The sequence below is a fragment of the Rathayibacter sp. RFBD1 genome (assembly GCF_002932915.1).
GTDB lineage: Bacteria > Actinomycetota > Actinomycetes > Actinomycetales > Microbacteriaceae > Rathayibacter.
Genome location: NZ_PSWQ01000002.1, coordinates 14,055 through 27,065, shown reverse-complemented (window position 1 = coordinate 27,065; position 13,011 = coordinate 14,055). Strand labels below are relative to the sequence as shown.

Sequence of the window (13,011 nt, the reverse complement as noted above, 5' to 3'; positions counted from 1 at the left end):
GTTCGCCGTTCCGGGCGGCGCTCCCTCCGGCACCGCCCCACGCGCACCCGGGCGTCGGCCCCTCCTCCGCCCTGTCGGGGGTGGCCCCGCTCGTGTAAGCTCGTACGGGTTTTCGTGTCGGCGCCCGCCTCTGTGCGCGCCGGACGACCCTCCTCCACCGCGATCCGGCACCGTCGGATGCGCGGGAGAGCGGCCGGGAGCCCCCGACCGCTCGAACCCTGAGAAAAGGAATCAGAATGGCCCCCAAGAAGAAGGTCACCGGCCTGATCAAGCTCCAGATCAAGGCCGGCGCGGCCAACCCCGCGCCCCCGATCGGTCCGGCGCTCGGTCAGCACGGCGTCAACATCATGGAGTTCTGCAAGGCGTACAACGCGCAGACCGAGTCGCAGCGCGGCAACGTCATCCCCGTCGAGATCACCGTCTACGAGGACCGCTCGTTCACCTTCGTGCTGAAGACCCCGCCCGCGGCGGAGCTCATCAAGAAGGCCGCCGGCGTCGCCAAGGGCTCCTCGACCCCGCACACCGTGAAGGTCGCGAAGCTCACCCAGGCGCAGGTCCGCGAGATCGCCGAGGCGAAGCAGGTCGACCTGAACGCCAACGACATCGACGCCGCCGCGAAGATCATCGCCGGCACCGCCCGCTCGATGGGCATCACGGTCGAGTAGCGCGACGGCTGCTCGACGGCGGGAGCGACGCGCCCACCGGCGCGGACCCACCGCGGAAGCCTCGAGAACCCGACGGCGGCCCCTCAGCGGGGTCGCGCGCCCGGTCCGGAAACGCCTCCGCAGGACCTCTCCGCCTCCCGTGAGCAGCAGTCACGGCCGCGATCGCGGCACCACCAGAACTCCATCACCCCCGTGGGAGAGCCCGCCAGGCTCTAGAACCACATTCTCGTTTCAAGGAGAAACAACATGGCACAGAAGTCGAAGGCCTACCGGGCCGCCGCGGCCAAGCTCGAAGAGGGCAAGTTCTACACGGCCGACGAGGCCGTCGCGCTCGCCCGCGAGACCGGTTCCGCCAAGTTCAACAGCACCGTCGAGGTCGCCCTCAAGCTCGGTGTCGACCCCCGCAAGGCCGACCAGATGGTCCGCGGCACGGTCATCCTGCCCCACGGCACGGGCAAGACCGCCCGCGTCATCGTGTTCGCGACCGGTCCGGCCGCCGAGGCCGCGCTGGCCGCCGGTGCCGACGAGGTCGGCGGCGCCGAGCTCATCGAGAAGGTCGCGGGCGGGTACACCTCGTTCGACTCCGCCGTCTCGACCCCGGAGCTCATGGGCCAGGTCGGCCGTCTCGGAAAGGTGCTCGGCCCCCGCGGCCTCATGCCCAACCCGAAGACCGGCACCGTGACCCCGGACGTGGCGAAGGCCGTGACCGAGATCAAGGGCGGAAAGATCGAGTTCCGCGTCGACAAGCACGCCAACGTGCACCTCGTCGTGGGCAAGGCCGCGTTCACCGAGGAGCAGCTCCAGGAGAACTTCAAGACCGCGCTCGACGAGATCCTCCGCCTCAAGCCGTCCTCCTCGAAGGGCCGCTACATCCAGAAGGCCGCCGTCTCGACGACCTTCGGCCCCGGCATCCCGCTGGACGTCAACGTCCTGGCCTGAGCCGGGCACGCACTGACGTGAGGAGGGGGTCCGCTTCGGCGGGCCCCCTCCTTCGTCGTCCCGGCATACTGGACCGGTGATCCGCCGCTCCGCTCCGCCGCGCGTCCCGTGACCGTCCGCCGCGCGTCGGCCGCCGATGCCGAGGCCCTGGCCGAGCTGGCCGCCGCGACCTTCCCGCTGGCCTGCCCGCCGCACACCACCGCGGAGGCGAAGGCCGAGTTCGTGCGCACCGTGCTCTCGGTCGAGCGCTTCCGCGACCACCTCGCCGATCCGCTCCGCTCGCTCCTGGTCGACGACGACTCCGGCGCGCTGACCGGCTACGCGATGCTCGTGCGCGGGGAGCCCGCCGACGCCGACGTCGTCGCGGCGATCCGGCTGCGTCCGACCGTCGAGCTCAGCAAGTTCTACCTCCTGCCCGGCCGGCACGGCTCCGGTGCGGCGGCCGCGCTGATGGCCGCGACCCTCGAGGAGGCGCTGGATCACGGTGCCGCGGGCGTCTGGCTCGGCGTCAACGAGGAGAATGCGCGTGCTCAGCGGTTCTACTCCAAGCACGGCTTCGCGGTCGTCGGCCGCAAGCGCTTCCTCGTCGGCGACCGCTGGGAGGACGACTTCGTCCTCGAGCGCTCTCTCGCCTGACCCTCCCCGCGAGACGCCACCCGGGTACGCGACGCGCACCGCGTGGCGTATCCGAGTGGCCTCTCGCCGAGGTCAGCCCTCGGAGACGGTGAGGACGATCTTGCCGCGGGTGTGGCCCGTCTCGAGCTGCTCGTGCGCCTCGCAGGCGCGGGCGAGGGGAAAGATGCCGTCGATGAAGACGCGGACGTCGCCCGACTCGAGAAGGCGCGAGACCACGCCGAGGGTCGCCCCGTCGGGAGCGACGCGGTAGGTGGAGGCGCGCACGCCCGCAGCGGCCGCCTCCTCGAAGAACCCGGGCCAGCTCCCGGTGGGCGCGTTCACGATCAGGCCCCCGGGGCGGAGGACCCTCAGCGAGCGCGAGCCCGTGTCGTCGTGGACGTTGCCGACCAGATCGATGACCACGTCGACGCCGGACAGCAGCTCGTCGAAGCGCTCGGCCGTGTGGTCGATCACCTGCGCGGCGCCGAGCTCGTGCAGCCACTGCAGGTTGCGGGTCGAGCCGGTCGCGATCACCGAGGCGCCGAAGTAGGCGGCGAACTGCACCGCGAAGTGGCCGACTCCGCCCGACCCGGCGTGGATGAGGATCCGCTGGCCCTCGTGCGCCTTGGCGAGCTCGACGACCATGCCCCAGGCGGTGAGCGCCGCGAGCGGGACGCCGGCCGCCTCCACGTGCGAGAGCGTTGACGGCTTCCGCGCGATGGAGACGCTCGGCACGCTGACGTACTCCGCGTAGGAGCCCGAGTAGCGCGGCACCATGACGAAGCCGTAGACCTCGTCGCCCGGCCGCAGCGGATGCGCCGGGTAGGGGCTCGAGACGACGACGCCCGAGAAGTCGTGGCCGAGGACCGCCGGGTAGGAGGCGATCTGCGAGGCGACCCCCTGCCCCGCGCGCGTCTTCGCGTCGAGCGGGTTCACGCCGGCCGCGACCACCTTCACGGTGAACTCGGCGTTGATGGCGGAGGGGGTCGGCACGGTCGCCAGGTGCAGGGCGGAGGCGTCGCCCGGCGCGTCGATCACCGCCGCCGTCATCGTGTCGGGGAGGACGACCTCCTCCGGGATCTCGCCGATCGCGAGGCCGTGCCCGAGCGCGCTGGTGTGCATCGTCGCCTTTCCTGTCGCTGAGGCGTGCGGGTGGAGCGTGCCGAGGACGTCGCCCCCGATCCCCGCATCCGACGCCGCGACCAGTCAATCGAGGCAATGAGTCGGCGCTGTTACGGGGGTGTCACCCTCGGGAGAAGATTGGCGCGCGGAGCCGCGGGCGCCCGGTCTGGCACGATGAGGGGATGCGACGCCGACGTACCCTGCTGGTCGGCGGTGCCCTCCTTGTCCTGGCCGGGCTCGTGGTCCTCCTGGCCGCCCGGATCAGCATCGGCACCAGCCGCTGGGTCTACGTCAGCGAGATGGGCGCGCCGGACCTGCCGACGGCGGGCGCCTTCGAGGCCGCTCTTCTGCTCGTGGCGGCCGGCGGCGCGCTGATCGCCGCGGGCGCCTGGCCGGTGCGCGCCCGCCTGCTCCCCGCCCTCCGCCCGGCGGGCGCGATCCTCCTGGCGGCCGCCTGCTTCGCGCTCGCCTCGCAGGTGACCTGCACGGCGGGCTGCCCGCTGCCGGTCGGGCCGGCCTTCCGCTGGCAGGACCTCATCCACACCTCGGCCGCCGTGCTCGGCTTCGGGGCCGCCTGCGCCGCGATGCTCCAGCTGGCGACCGTGCGGGGGCGCCCTGCGGTCGCGCGGCTCTCGCTCGCCGCCGGGATCTCGGTGGCGGTCGTCGCCGGGACGGGCGGGATCCTGTCCCTCCTGCGCGTGTGGCTGCGGCTCGGCGGGACGCTCGAGTTCGTGGCGACGGCGATCGCAGTGCTCTGGCTCGCGTTCGTCGGCCTGGTGCTCGCGCTCGAGGACCTCAGCGCTGAGCGAGCCAGCCGCGGACGTGCCCGCGGATCCGGTCCTGCTGAGCGGCGAAGCCCTCGTCCCGCGCCGGCACCCGCTCGCAGTCCGCATCCGGAAGAGCCCTAGCCCACGCCTCCGCGACCTCGACCGGATGCACGGGGTCGCGCTCGGCCGCGATCACCAGGGTGCGCGCGATGACCTCGCCCAGCTCTCCGGAGTCGCGGTAGGCGGCGTTCCGCGGGATCTGGGCGAGACGGACGGCGCGCTCGGCCGCGCGCGGGGAGCGGAACTGCAGCGTCAGCGCCTCCGCCGACGCGGGGGACACCTCGGCGGCGCGCGCGAACAGGCCCGAGGCGCGGAACATCCGCTCGCCGCGCTTCGCTCCGTGGTTGTGCAGCAGCTGCGCGATGACGGGGAACACGGTGAGGTTCTCGGGCAGCGGCTCGGCGGTGAAGGCGGGACGCACGAAGACGGCGCGGTCGATCGGCAGCACGCGTCGGACGGCGAGGCGCAGGGCGATCGCCGCGCCCATCGAGATGCCGAGCACCGTGAGCGGCTTGTGCGCGGCTCCGGCGCGCACGACCTCCTCCGTCACCTCGTCGGCGAGCGCCTCGAGGGCGAAGTCGCCGGGCGCGCCGAGCAGCTCGGAGGCGCCGTGGGCGCGGACGTCCGGAGCGATGACCTCGCTGCCGGCGGGGAGGGCGGAGCGCAGCAGCCCCAGCGGCTGGGAGCGGTCGCCGCCCAGGCCGTGCAGGAGGAGGACCGTCACCGGGCGCGCGTCCGCTCGTGCAGCTCGGCCATCAGCATCCCCGCCAGGCGGACGAGGATGTGGATCTCGTCCTCGTCGCGGTCGACCCAGCGGGAGTTCGGCTCGCCCTCGATCGGCACGAAGTCGCGGTGCTGCTCCCAGACGACGAGCGTGCGCTCGGCGCCGAGGACGTACTGCTGCCAGAAGACCTGCCGCAGGTAGTGGCGCGGGATGCTCCGCCACGGCTTCGTCGTGGTCTTGATCTCGCAGAGCTCGAGCCGGCCGTCCTCGCGGAGGCCGATGCCGTCGGGCGTGGCGAGGTGGCGCCGCTCCTGGCTTGCGTGGAAGAGGGTGCTGCTGGGCTCGATCGCGTGCTCGCTCCGCACCCAGGCGGCGATCTCGGGCTCGCGGGCGCGGCCGTGGTCGGTGAAGGCGTTGCCGCCGAAGCCGGTGCCGTAGAGCTTGTCGAGCGCGGCCCTGCCGATCGCGGCGGGGGAGGAGAGGCGGGCGACGTCGGTCGCCGTGATGCCGCGCGAGCGGGCGCGGAGCCAGGCGACGCGGTCCGAGGAGTCGGCGACGACCCTCCGGAGGTGCGGGGGCTCGGCGTCCGTGAAGACGGGCTGCGTCTCCCAGGGGAAGGAGAGCTGCAGGTCGGGCACCGATTCATTCTCTGCCCCCTGCGGCGCTCGGTCGAATCGGCACGCCGACCCGCGGCGTCTCACCGGGGCGCGACGGCTCGCGCCGGCGGCTCAGGCGTCGAGGAAGGCGTCGACGTGCGCGGGGGAGAGGAGGTGGCGCCGGACCATCAGGGCGGCGCCGCGGACGCCTCCGCCCTGGGCCGCGGCCTGCACGATGTCGAGCGCGCGGGTCGCCAGGGGGAGGGAGCGGCGGTAGACGACCTCGCGGACCCCGGCGAGGACCTCGTGGCTGGCCTGGGCGATGCTGCCGCCGACGACGATGACGGACGGGTTCAGGAGGTTCACGCAGGTGGCGAGCACCTCGCCGATGTCGCGGCCGGCGGCGCGCGTGAGCTCGACGGTGGTGGGGTCCCCGCCGGTCAGCAGGGTGACGACGTCGGAGGTGCTGGCGGCGTCGATCCCGGACTCGGTCAGGCGGCGGGCGATCGCCGAGCCGCTCGCGATCGCCTCGAGGTCGGCCTCGCCGCGGTCGCCGGGGACCTGCACGTGGCCCAGGTCGCCCGCCGCTCCGAGGGCTCCGCGCTGCAGGGCGCCGCCGCTGACGATCCCGGCTCCGATGCCGGTGGAGACCTTCACGTAGAGGAGGTCGTCGACGTCGGCGTAGTGGTCGGCGTGCTCGCCGAGCGCCAGCAGGTTCACGTCGTTGTCGACGAGGACGGGCACGGGGAGGCGGCGGCCGACGAACTCCGGGATGTCGAAGCGGTCCCAGCCGGGCATGATCGGCGGCTTCACCGGGCGGCCCGTCGCGTGCTCGACGGGTCCGGGGACGCCGACGCCGACTCCCGCGAGCGGGCCGGCCGCCGGAGTCCGGCCGAGCAGGGCCGCGGCGACGTCGAGGGCGTGGCCGAGGACGGCGAGGGGGCCGTCGGCAATGGCGATGCTCTCGCGGCGGCGGGCGAGGACCGTGCCGTCGAGGTCGGTCAGGGCGACGACGGCGTGCGCGGCGCCCAGGTCGACGGCGAGGAGGCTGCGCGCCCGGGGGTCGAAGGCCACGCGGGCGGCGGGACGGCCGCCGGAGGAGGGGGCGTCGTCCTGCCGGGCGACCAGGCCGGAGGCGGTGAGGACGTCGAGCTGGGCGGAGACGGCCGCACGCGGCAGGCCCGTCTCGGCGACCACGTCGGCCCGCGTCCGGGGCGCCCCGTCGGCCAGCAGGAGCAGCAGCTCGCCGACCGCGCTGACGGTGATGCGGCGGCGCGGGGACATGGCCAGAGTCAACCACAGCGCCCGTGCTTCTGTGCGGCGGGTGCCCGACTTGGCGGGCGCGCAGGGCTAGTTTTGCTTGTCCGTGAGCAAAAGTCCGCGTAGGGTTCGAGGCACACCTTCCGATGCGATCAGGAGCCCCACCGGTGGCCACACCCCCAGACCTCTCTGTCCAGCTGTACTCGGTGCGCGAGCCGCTCGCGGCCGATCTGCCCGCCACCCTCGACCGCCTCGCGGCGATCGGCTTCACCACGGTCGAGCTCTTCGGGTTCGTCGACCTGGCCGACGCCTACCGCGCGGCGCTCCCGGCCAGCGGACTGCGCGCTCCCAGCGCCCACGCGCGCCTCCTCGGCCCGCAGGGCGACGCCACCGTCGACGAGATCCTCGACACGGCCGCCTCGCTCGGCGTCGAGACCGTGATCGACCCCTTCGTCGACCCGACCCGCTGGACCACCGCGGACGACGTCGCCCGCATCGCCGACGAGCTGAACGCGCTGGTCGACTCCGCCGCCGCCCGCGGCCTGGTGCTCGGCTACCACAACCACGCCTTCGAGTTCGAGAACCGCGTCGACGGCCGCAGCGCCTTCGAGCACCTCGCGAGCCTGCTCGACCCGCGCATGGTCCTCGAGCTCGACACCTACTGGGCGGCCGTCGGCGGCGACGACCCGGTCGAGGTGCTCGGACGCCTCGGCGACCAGGTGCGATTCCTGCACGTGAAGGACGGCCCGATCTCGGCCGACACCCAGGAGCAGCTGCCCGCGGGCGAGGGCGCGATGGACGTCCCGGCGATCCTCGCCGCCGCTCCGCAGGCCCTGCCCGTGCTGGAGTTCGACGCCTACGCCGGCGACATCTTCGAGGGCCTGGAGTCGGCCCACCGCTACGTCTCGGGGCTCGGCGCATGAGCGGCACCGGCCGCGTGGGCGTCGGCGTCATCGGCGCCGGCAACATCAGCACCCAGTACCTGACCAACCTCACCGTCTTCCCCGACCTCGAGGTGCTCTTCGTCGCCGACATCGACCTCGAGCGGGCGAGGACCCAGGCCGAGGCCTTCGGCGTCCCCGCCTCCGGCACCGTCGAGGAGCTCCTCGCGCACGAGGGCGTCGAGATCGTCGTCAACCTCACGATCCCGGCCGCGCACGTCGAGGTCGCGCGCCGCGCGGTCGAGGCGGGCAAGCACGTGTGGACCGAGAAGCCCTTCTCGCTCGACCGCGACAGCGGGATCGAGCTGCTCGCGCTGGCCAAGGAGAAGGGGCTGCGCGTCGCGACCGCTCCCGACACCTTCCTGGGCGCGGGCCTCCAGACGGCGCAGCGCGTGATCGAGAGCGGAGCCATCGGCACGCCGCTCTCGGCCCTCACCCTCTTCCAGGGCCCCGGCCCCGAGTCGTGGCACCCGAACCCGGAGTTCTTCTTCGCCGAGGGCGGTGGACCGCTGCTGGACATGGGCCCGTACTACATCACCACGCTCGTGCAGAACCTCGGCCCCGTCGAGAGCGTCACCGCCGTCTCGTCCCAGGCCCGCGCCACCCGCGTGGTGGGCTCCGGCCCGAAGGAGGGCACCGAGTTCCCGGTGACCATCCCGACGCACATCGGCGGGCTGCTCCGCTTCGAGTCCGGGGCCTCGGCCCAGGGCGTGTGGAGCTTCGAGTCGAGCCTGCCGCGCACCGGCTTCGTCGAGATCAACGGCTCCGAGGGCACCCTCGTCCTCCCCGACCCGAACCAGCACGACGGAGAGATCACCCTGCACCGCCGCGGGTCCGCCGAGCCGGAGGTCATCGCGGCGACCGGCTCGACCGCCTCCCGCGGCACCGGCGTGCTCGAGCTCGCCCGTGCGATCCGGGCCGACCGCCCCGAGGCCGCCTCCGGAGACCTCGCGTACCACGTCACCGACGTGATGCTCTCGCTCCTCGAGGCCGCCGAGACCGGCGAGAAGGTCCTCGTCACGAGCTCCGCGACGCCCCGCCCCGCACTGCCCGAGAGCTGGGACCCGACCGAAGCGACCCTTTCCTGATGCCCGCGCCCCTGCGCGTCGGCGTGCTCGGCGGCGGCTTCATGGCGGCCGTGCACAGCCGCGCGGCCCGCAGCGCCGGAGCGGTGCTCGCCGGAGTCGCCTCCTCCACCCCGGAGAAGGGCGAGCGGGCGGCGGCGGAGCTCGGCGTCGAGCGCGCCTACCCGGACGCCCGGGCCCTGATCGAGGACGAGAGCATCGACCTCGTGCACGTCTGCACCCCGAACGCCACGCACGCCGCACTCGCGCTCGCGGCGATCGAGGCGGGCAAGCACGTGGTGTGCGAGAAGCCGCTCGCCGCGACGCTGCGGGAGGCGGAGTCGCTCGCTGCGGCCGCGTCCTCCGCCGGCGTGGTGGCGACCGTCCCGTTCGCCTACCGCTTCCACCCGATGGTGCGCGAGGCCCGTGCCCGCGTCGCCTCCGGCGAGACCGGCCGCCTGGTCACGGTCCGCGGGAGCTACCTCCAGGACTGGCTGCTGGGCGCCTCCGACGACAACTGGCGCGTCGACCCGGCCGCCGGCGGCCGCTCGCGCGCCTTCGGCGACATCGGCTCGCACCTGGTCGACCTGCTGGAGTTCGTCACCGGCGACCGGATCGACTCGCTCGCCGCGATCACGAGCACCGTCCACGCCGAGCGCGGCGGCCGCCCGGTGACCACCGAGGACGTGGCCGGCCTGATCGTCCGGCTCGAGGGCGGCGCCGTCGGAACGCTCCTCGTCTCGCAGGTCACCGCGGGCCACCGCAACGAGCTGGTGCTCGAGGTGTCCGGGCTGGAGGAGTCGCTGCGCTTCGAGCAGGAGCTCCCCGAGACGCTGTGGGTCGGCCGGCGCGACAGCGCCCTGCTGGTGCCGCGCGACGCCTCGATCCTCGCGCCCGATGCGGCCCGGCTCTCGATCGTGCCGAGCGGTCATCCGATGGGCTATCAGGACGCCTTCACGGCGTTCGCCCGCGACACCTACGCCGCCGTGGCGGGCGCCGACGTGGAGGGTCTGCCGACCTTCGCCGACGGCCTCCGCGCGGCGCGCATCACCGAGGCCGTGCTCGACGCGGCCGAGACAGGCGCCTGGGTGACCGTGCCCGCCGCCGACGACCGGACGGAGATCGCCGCATGAGCGACGAGAAGACCTACCCCGCCACCCACCCCGTGACGCTGTTCACCGGGCAGTGGGCCGATCTGCCCTTCGAGGAGGTCGCCCGACTCGCCGCCGAGTGGGGCTACGACGGACTCGAGATCGCGGCCTCGGGCGACCACCTCGACCTCAAGCGCGCGGACGAGGACGACGCCTACGCCGCCTCGCGCCTGGAGATCCTCGACCGCTACGGCCTCGAGGTCTTCGCCATCTCGAACCACCTCACCGGCCAGGCCGTCTGCGACGACCCGATCGACTTCCGCCACAAGGCACTCGTGCGCGACTACACCTGGGGCGACGGCGACGCGGAGGGGGTGCGGCAGCGCGCCGCCGAGGACATGAAGCGCTCGGCGCGGGTCGCCCGCAAGCTCGGCGTGGACGTGGTCGTCGGCTTCACCGGCTCGAAGATCTGGCCCTACGTGGCGCAGTTCCCGCCGGTGCCGGCCTCCGTGATCGACGAAGGGTACGAGGACTTCGCGACGCGCTGGAACCCGATCCTCGACGAGTTCGACGCGAACGGCGTGGTCTACGCGCACGAGGTGCACCCGTCCGAGATCGCCTACGACTACTGGTCGAGCGTGCGCACCCTCGAGGCGATCGGGCACCGCCCGGCCTTCGGCTTCAACTGGGATCCGTCGCACATGATGTGGCAGGACATCGACCCGATCGGCTTCATCGTCGACTTCAAGGACCGGATCTACCACGTCGACTGCAAGGACACCCGCCTGCGCCCGAAGAACGGCCGCGCCGGCGTGCTCGGCTCACACCTGCCCTGGGGCGACCCGCGCCGCGGCTGGGACTTCGTCTCGACGGGGCACGGCGACGTCCCGTGGGAGGACGCGTTCCGGGCGCTGGAGTCGATCGGCTACTCCGGCCCGATCTCCATCGAGTGGGAGGACGCCGGGATGGACCGCCTCCACGGCGCGAAGGAGGCCGTCGGCTTCATCCGCTCGCTGCTCTGGAGGACCCCGACCGCGTCGTTCGACGCCGCGTTCTCGAACCAGTAGCCGCGCGGCTCCCCTCGCCGGGATCCCGCTCCGGTCCGCAGGCCACGTCGCCCGCGCCGGATCGGGGTCCTGCAGGCGGGGGTGGGGTCAGTCGGCGGCCTTGGCGGCGCGCTCGGACTTGATGCGGGCCTGCTCGCGGCGGACCTCCGCGTAGCGGTTCTGCTCGACGCGCAGCCACTCGGGGACCTCGTCGAGCAGGGCCTGGATCTCGGGAGTGGTCAGCGCCTCGGTGACCCCGCCGCGGGCGAGCCCCGAGATGGAGACGTTCAGCCGGGAGGCGATGACGGAGCGGGGGTGCGGCCCCTCCTCGCGCAGCTGCACGAGCCAGGCGGGCGGGTTCGCGGCGAGCTCGTCGTACTGCTCACGCGTGATCGCCGACTCCTGGAACTCCTCCGGGGTCGCGGGCAGGTAGACCTGCAGCTTCTTCGCCGCGGTCGCAGCCTTCATCGTCTGTGTCGCCTTGGCCATGCGGCAACCCTACCGGCGCGGCGCGGACCACCTACCCTGAGGGGATGAGCGAGCAGCCCGAGACCGTCGACCCGCAGGCCGCTCCCGAGGCGGAGGAGCGTCCGGAGGGCGGGGCGGACGCGGCGGCGGACGACGCGTCGGCCGGATCGGGCGCGGTCGGCGCCGGAGCCGGAACCGAGTCGGACGACACGGACGGCGCCTCCGAGGACGGCGACTCCGACGACCTCGACTCCGAGGACAGCGACGCCGGGGACAGCGATGTCGACGCCGCCGACTCCGACGCCGAGGACGCCGTCCCCGCCGGCCCCGTGCTCGCCGTCGCCCTCGTGCCCGGCGTCACCCCCACCAAGTGGACCCGCGTCTGGGGCCAGCGCCGCTCCGATCTCCCGCTGCGCATCACCGTCGTCGCCGAGCGCGATCAGGAGCAGGCGCTGCTCGACGGCCGCGCGCAGCTGTCGTTCGTCCGCGGCGACGTCTCCTCCTCCGCCCTCAGCTCCATCCACCTCTACGACGAGCTGCCCGTCGCCGTCGTCGGCCGCGAGCACGTCCTGGCCGCCGCGGAGGAGCTCGACGTCGCCGAGCTGGCCGGCGAGCACCTCCTCCAGGACCCGGAGGACGTGCCGGAGTGGGCCGCGGTCGCCGAGGAGCTCGCGGACGGCTCGCGGCGCCCGCTGCCGCGCATGGCCGGCCTCGACGACGCGGTCGAGCAGGTCGCGGCCGGAGTGGGCGTGCTGATCGTGCCGCAGTCGGTGGCGCGCGTGCACAGCCGCAAGGACGTCACCGCGGTGCCGGTGACCGGCGTCGCTCCCTCCTCCGTCCGCCTCGCCTGGGTGACGGACGACAAGGGCGACGACGTCGAGGACTTCATCGGAGTCGTCCGCGGCCGCAGCGCGAACACCACGCGCGGCACCGCCGCGACGCCGAAGGTCGAGTCGCGGGCGAAGGCCGCCAAGGCGAAGGCGCGGGAGGCGCGCGAGAAGGCGGAGAGGGCCGGCGGCGGCAAGAAGAAGCCGGCCCGCGCCAAGGCGTCCGCGCCGGCGGTGCGGCGCACCCGCAAGCCCCGCGGCCGCTGACCGTGGCCGACGACGCCGGCTGGTCGCTCCGCCCCGCCACCGCGGAGGACGCCGCGGCGATCGCCGAGCTGCGCGCGGTCGTCATGCGCCCGTCGCTCGAGACGCTCGACCGCTACGACGAGCACCGCGTGCGGCACCGCTTCCTCGACGGCTACCGGCCCGAGCTCACCCGGGTGATCGAGCTCGACGGCGCCTTCGCCGGGAGCATCGCCGCGCGGGTCGAGCCGGACGCGGTCTGGATCGAGCACTTCTACCTGGCGCCGCACGCACAGGGACGCGGAGTCGGCGGCGCCGTCCTGCGCCGGGTGATGGCGGAGGAGGCGCGGCCGGGTCTGCCCTTCCGGCTCGACGTGCTGAAGCGCAGCGACGCCCGCCGCCTCTACGAGCGGCACGGCTTCCGGTTCGAGCGTGCTCTGGAGTGGGACGACATCCTGGTCGCGCCGCCCGTCTCCTGACCCCGGATCGGGGAGGACGACGGGGCGCGGGCCACCGCTAGCATGAGCGCGATCCCCTCCGCCGGGTCGGCCGCAGGGCGACCTCCTCCTGGAAGCAGGCACTC

At 73.7% G+C, this 13,011-nt stretch carries 15 protein-coding genes; 10 read left to right on the top strand and 5 right to left on the bottom strand.

The window, feature by feature from the left end:
• Positions 1 to 236 precede the first annotated feature (236 nt).
• The 3 genes from rplK (at position 237) to C5D50_RS00215 (ending at position 2,240) form a co-directional block, all read left to right on the top strand.
• Entirely contained in the window at positions 237 to 665 is a 429-nt protein-coding gene (gene rplK / locus C5D50_RS00225; RefSeq protein WP_104223632.1) for a 50S ribosomal protein L11, read from the top strand.
• A 246-nt stretch (positions 666 to 911) separates the two neighbouring features.
• On the top strand, positions 912 to 1,604 hold the full coding sequence (gene rplA, locus C5D50_RS00220) for a 50S ribosomal protein L1 (protein WP_104223633.1): 693 nt from the start codon (positions 912 to 914) through the stop codon (positions 1,602 to 1,604).
• A 108-nt stretch (positions 1,605 to 1,712) separates the two neighbouring features.
• Positions 1,713 to 2,240: a GNAT family N-acetyltransferase gene (locus tag C5D50_RS00215; protein WP_104249802.1), complete on the top strand. Its 528-nt coding sequence runs from the start codon at positions 1,713 to 1,715 to the stop codon at positions 2,238 to 2,240.
• A gap of 72 nt (positions 2,241 to 2,312) precedes the next feature.
• On the opposite strand, the gene C5D50_RS00210 is transcribed toward C5D50_RS00215, so the two are convergent.
• Positions 2,313 to 3,341 carry an NADP-dependent oxidoreductase gene (locus C5D50_RS00210; RefSeq protein WP_374952914.1) on the bottom strand — a complete coding sequence of 343 codons (1,029 nt, stop codon included), beginning with the start codon at positions 3,339 to 3,341 and terminating at the stop codon, positions 2,313 to 2,315.
• Between the two features lie 182 nt (positions 3,342 to 3,523).
• Here C5D50_RS00210 and C5D50_RS00205 point away from each other — a divergent pair, with 182 nt between their 5' ends.
• Positions 3,524 to 4,249 carry a DUF998 domain-containing protein gene (locus tag C5D50_RS00205; RefSeq protein WP_104282412.1) on the top strand — a complete coding sequence of 242 codons (726 nt, stop codon included), beginning with the start codon at positions 3,524 to 3,526 and terminating at the stop codon, positions 4,247 to 4,249.
• Here C5D50_RS00205 and C5D50_RS00200 read toward each other — a convergent pair.
• The 3 genes from C5D50_RS00200 to C5D50_RS00190 form a co-directional block, all read right to left on the bottom strand.
• Positions 4,137 to 4,892, bottom strand: a complete 756-nt coding sequence (locus tag C5D50_RS00200; RefSeq protein WP_181137255.1) for an alpha/beta fold hydrolase — start codon at positions 4,890 to 4,892, stop codon at positions 4,137 to 4,139. The genes C5D50_RS00205 and C5D50_RS00200 overlap by 113 nt on opposite strands.
• A complete protein-coding gene (locus C5D50_RS00195; protein WP_104238303.1) occupies positions 4,889 to 5,521 on the bottom strand; it encodes a YqaJ viral recombinase family protein in 633 nt (210 codons plus the stop codon). The genes C5D50_RS00200 and C5D50_RS00195 overlap by 4 nt, the downstream gene beginning before the upstream one ends.
• A gap of 99 nt (positions 5,522 to 5,620) precedes the next feature.
• The gene (locus C5D50_RS00190) at positions 5,621 to 6,772 is read right to left on the bottom strand and encodes an ROK family transcriptional regulator (RefSeq protein ID WP_104223637.1); all 1,152 of its coding nucleotides are present in this window, start codon (positions 6,770 to 6,772) and stop codon (positions 5,621 to 5,623) included.
• 143 nt (positions 6,773 to 6,915) lie between these two features.
• Between C5D50_RS00190 and C5D50_RS00185 the strand changes: the two genes are divergently transcribed.
• The 4 genes from C5D50_RS00185 to C5D50_RS00170 are packed head-to-tail and all read left to right on the top strand — an operon-like array spanning position 6,916 to position 10,911.
• Positions 6,916 to 7,671: a sugar phosphate isomerase/epimerase gene (locus C5D50_RS00185; protein ID WP_244230510.1), complete on the top strand. Its 756-nt coding sequence runs from the start codon at positions 6,916 to 6,918 to the stop codon at positions 7,669 to 7,671.
• The gene (locus C5D50_RS00180; protein WP_104282411.1) at positions 7,668 to 8,777 is read left to right on the top strand and encodes a Gfo/Idh/MocA family protein; all 1,110 of its coding nucleotides are present in this window, start codon (positions 7,668 to 7,670) and stop codon (positions 8,775 to 8,777) included. The genes C5D50_RS00185 and C5D50_RS00180 overlap by 4 nt, the downstream gene beginning before the upstream one ends.
• Complete coding sequence (locus tag C5D50_RS00175; protein WP_104282410.1) at positions 8,777 to 9,886, top strand: Gfo/Idh/MocA family protein; 1,110 nt, start codon at positions 8,777 to 8,779, stop codon at positions 9,884 to 9,886. Before C5D50_RS00180 ends, C5D50_RS00175 begins: the two co-directional genes overlap by 1 nt.
• Positions 9,883 to 10,911 (top strand): sugar phosphate isomerase/epimerase, encoded by a 1,029-nt coding sequence (locus C5D50_RS00170; protein ID WP_181137254.1) that lies wholly within the window; start codon positions 9,883 to 9,885, stop codon positions 10,909 to 10,911. Before C5D50_RS00175 ends, C5D50_RS00170 begins: the two co-directional genes overlap by 4 nt.
• A gap of 87 nt (positions 10,912 to 10,998) precedes the next feature.
• Here the strand turns inward: C5D50_RS00170 and C5D50_RS00165 are convergent, their stop codons facing one another.
• Positions 10,999 to 11,379: a DUF5997 family protein gene (locus tag C5D50_RS00165; RefSeq protein WP_104223641.1), complete on the bottom strand. Its 381-nt coding sequence runs from the start codon at positions 11,377 to 11,379 to the stop codon at positions 10,999 to 11,001.
• 44 nt (positions 11,380 to 11,423) lie between these two features.
• On the opposite strand from C5D50_RS00165, the gene C5D50_RS00160 reads away from it, so the two are divergent.
• Both C5D50_RS00160 and C5D50_RS00155 read left to right on the top strand, forming a co-directional pair.
• The gene (locus C5D50_RS00160; protein ID WP_104288914.1) at positions 11,424 to 12,452 is read left to right on the top strand and encodes a LysR substrate-binding domain-containing protein; all 1,029 of its coding nucleotides are present in this window, start codon (positions 11,424 to 11,426) and stop codon (positions 12,450 to 12,452) included.
• Between the two features lie 2 nt (positions 12,453 to 12,454).
• On the top strand, positions 12,455 to 12,907 hold the full coding sequence (locus C5D50_RS00155; protein ID WP_258061255.1) for a GNAT family N-acetyltransferase: 453 nt from the start codon (positions 12,455 to 12,457) through the stop codon (positions 12,905 to 12,907).
• Positions 12,908 to 13,011: the final 104 nt, after the last annotated feature.

What these genes read in the sequence shown, in the direction of transcription:
- C5D50_RS00190 (WP_104223637.1), bottom strand. Translation starts at nt 6,772, where the DNA reads ATGTCCCCGCGCCGCCGCATCACCGTCAGCGCGGTCGGCGAGCTGCTG.
- C5D50_RS00175 (WP_104282410.1), top strand. Translation starts at nt 8,777, where the DNA reads ATGCCCGCGCCCCTGCGCGTCGGCGTGCTCGGCGGCGGCTTCATGGCG.
- C5D50_RS00165 (WP_104223641.1), bottom strand. Translation starts at nt 11,379, where the DNA reads ATGGCCAAGGCGACACAGACGATGAAGGCTGCGACCGCGGCGAAGAAG.
- C5D50_RS00180 (WP_104282411.1), top strand. Translation starts at nt 7,668, where the DNA reads ATGAGCGGCACCGGCCGCGTGGGCGTCGGCGTCATCGGCGCCGGCAAC.
- C5D50_RS00210 (WP_374952914.1), bottom strand. Translation starts at nt 3,341, where the DNA reads ATGCACACCAGCGCGCTCGGGCACGGCCTCGCGATCGGCGAGATCCCG.
- C5D50_RS00160 (WP_104288914.1), top strand. Translation starts at nt 11,424, where the DNA reads ATGAGCGAGCAGCCCGAGACCGTCGACCCGCAGGCCGCTCCCGAGGCG.
- rplK (WP_104223632.1), top strand. Translation starts at nt 237, where the DNA reads ATGGCCCCCAAGAAGAAGGTCACCGGCCTGATCAAGCTCCAGATCAAG.
- rplA (WP_104223633.1), top strand. Translation starts at nt 912, where the DNA reads ATGGCACAGAAGTCGAAGGCCTACCGGGCCGCCGCGGCCAAGCTCGAA.
- C5D50_RS00170 (WP_181137254.1), top strand. Translation starts at nt 9,883, where the DNA reads ATGAGCGACGAGAAGACCTACCCCGCCACCCACCCCGTGACGCTGTTC.
- C5D50_RS00205 (WP_104282412.1), top strand. Translation starts at nt 3,524, where the DNA reads ATGCGACGCCGACGTACCCTGCTGGTCGGCGGTGCCCTCCTTGTCCTG.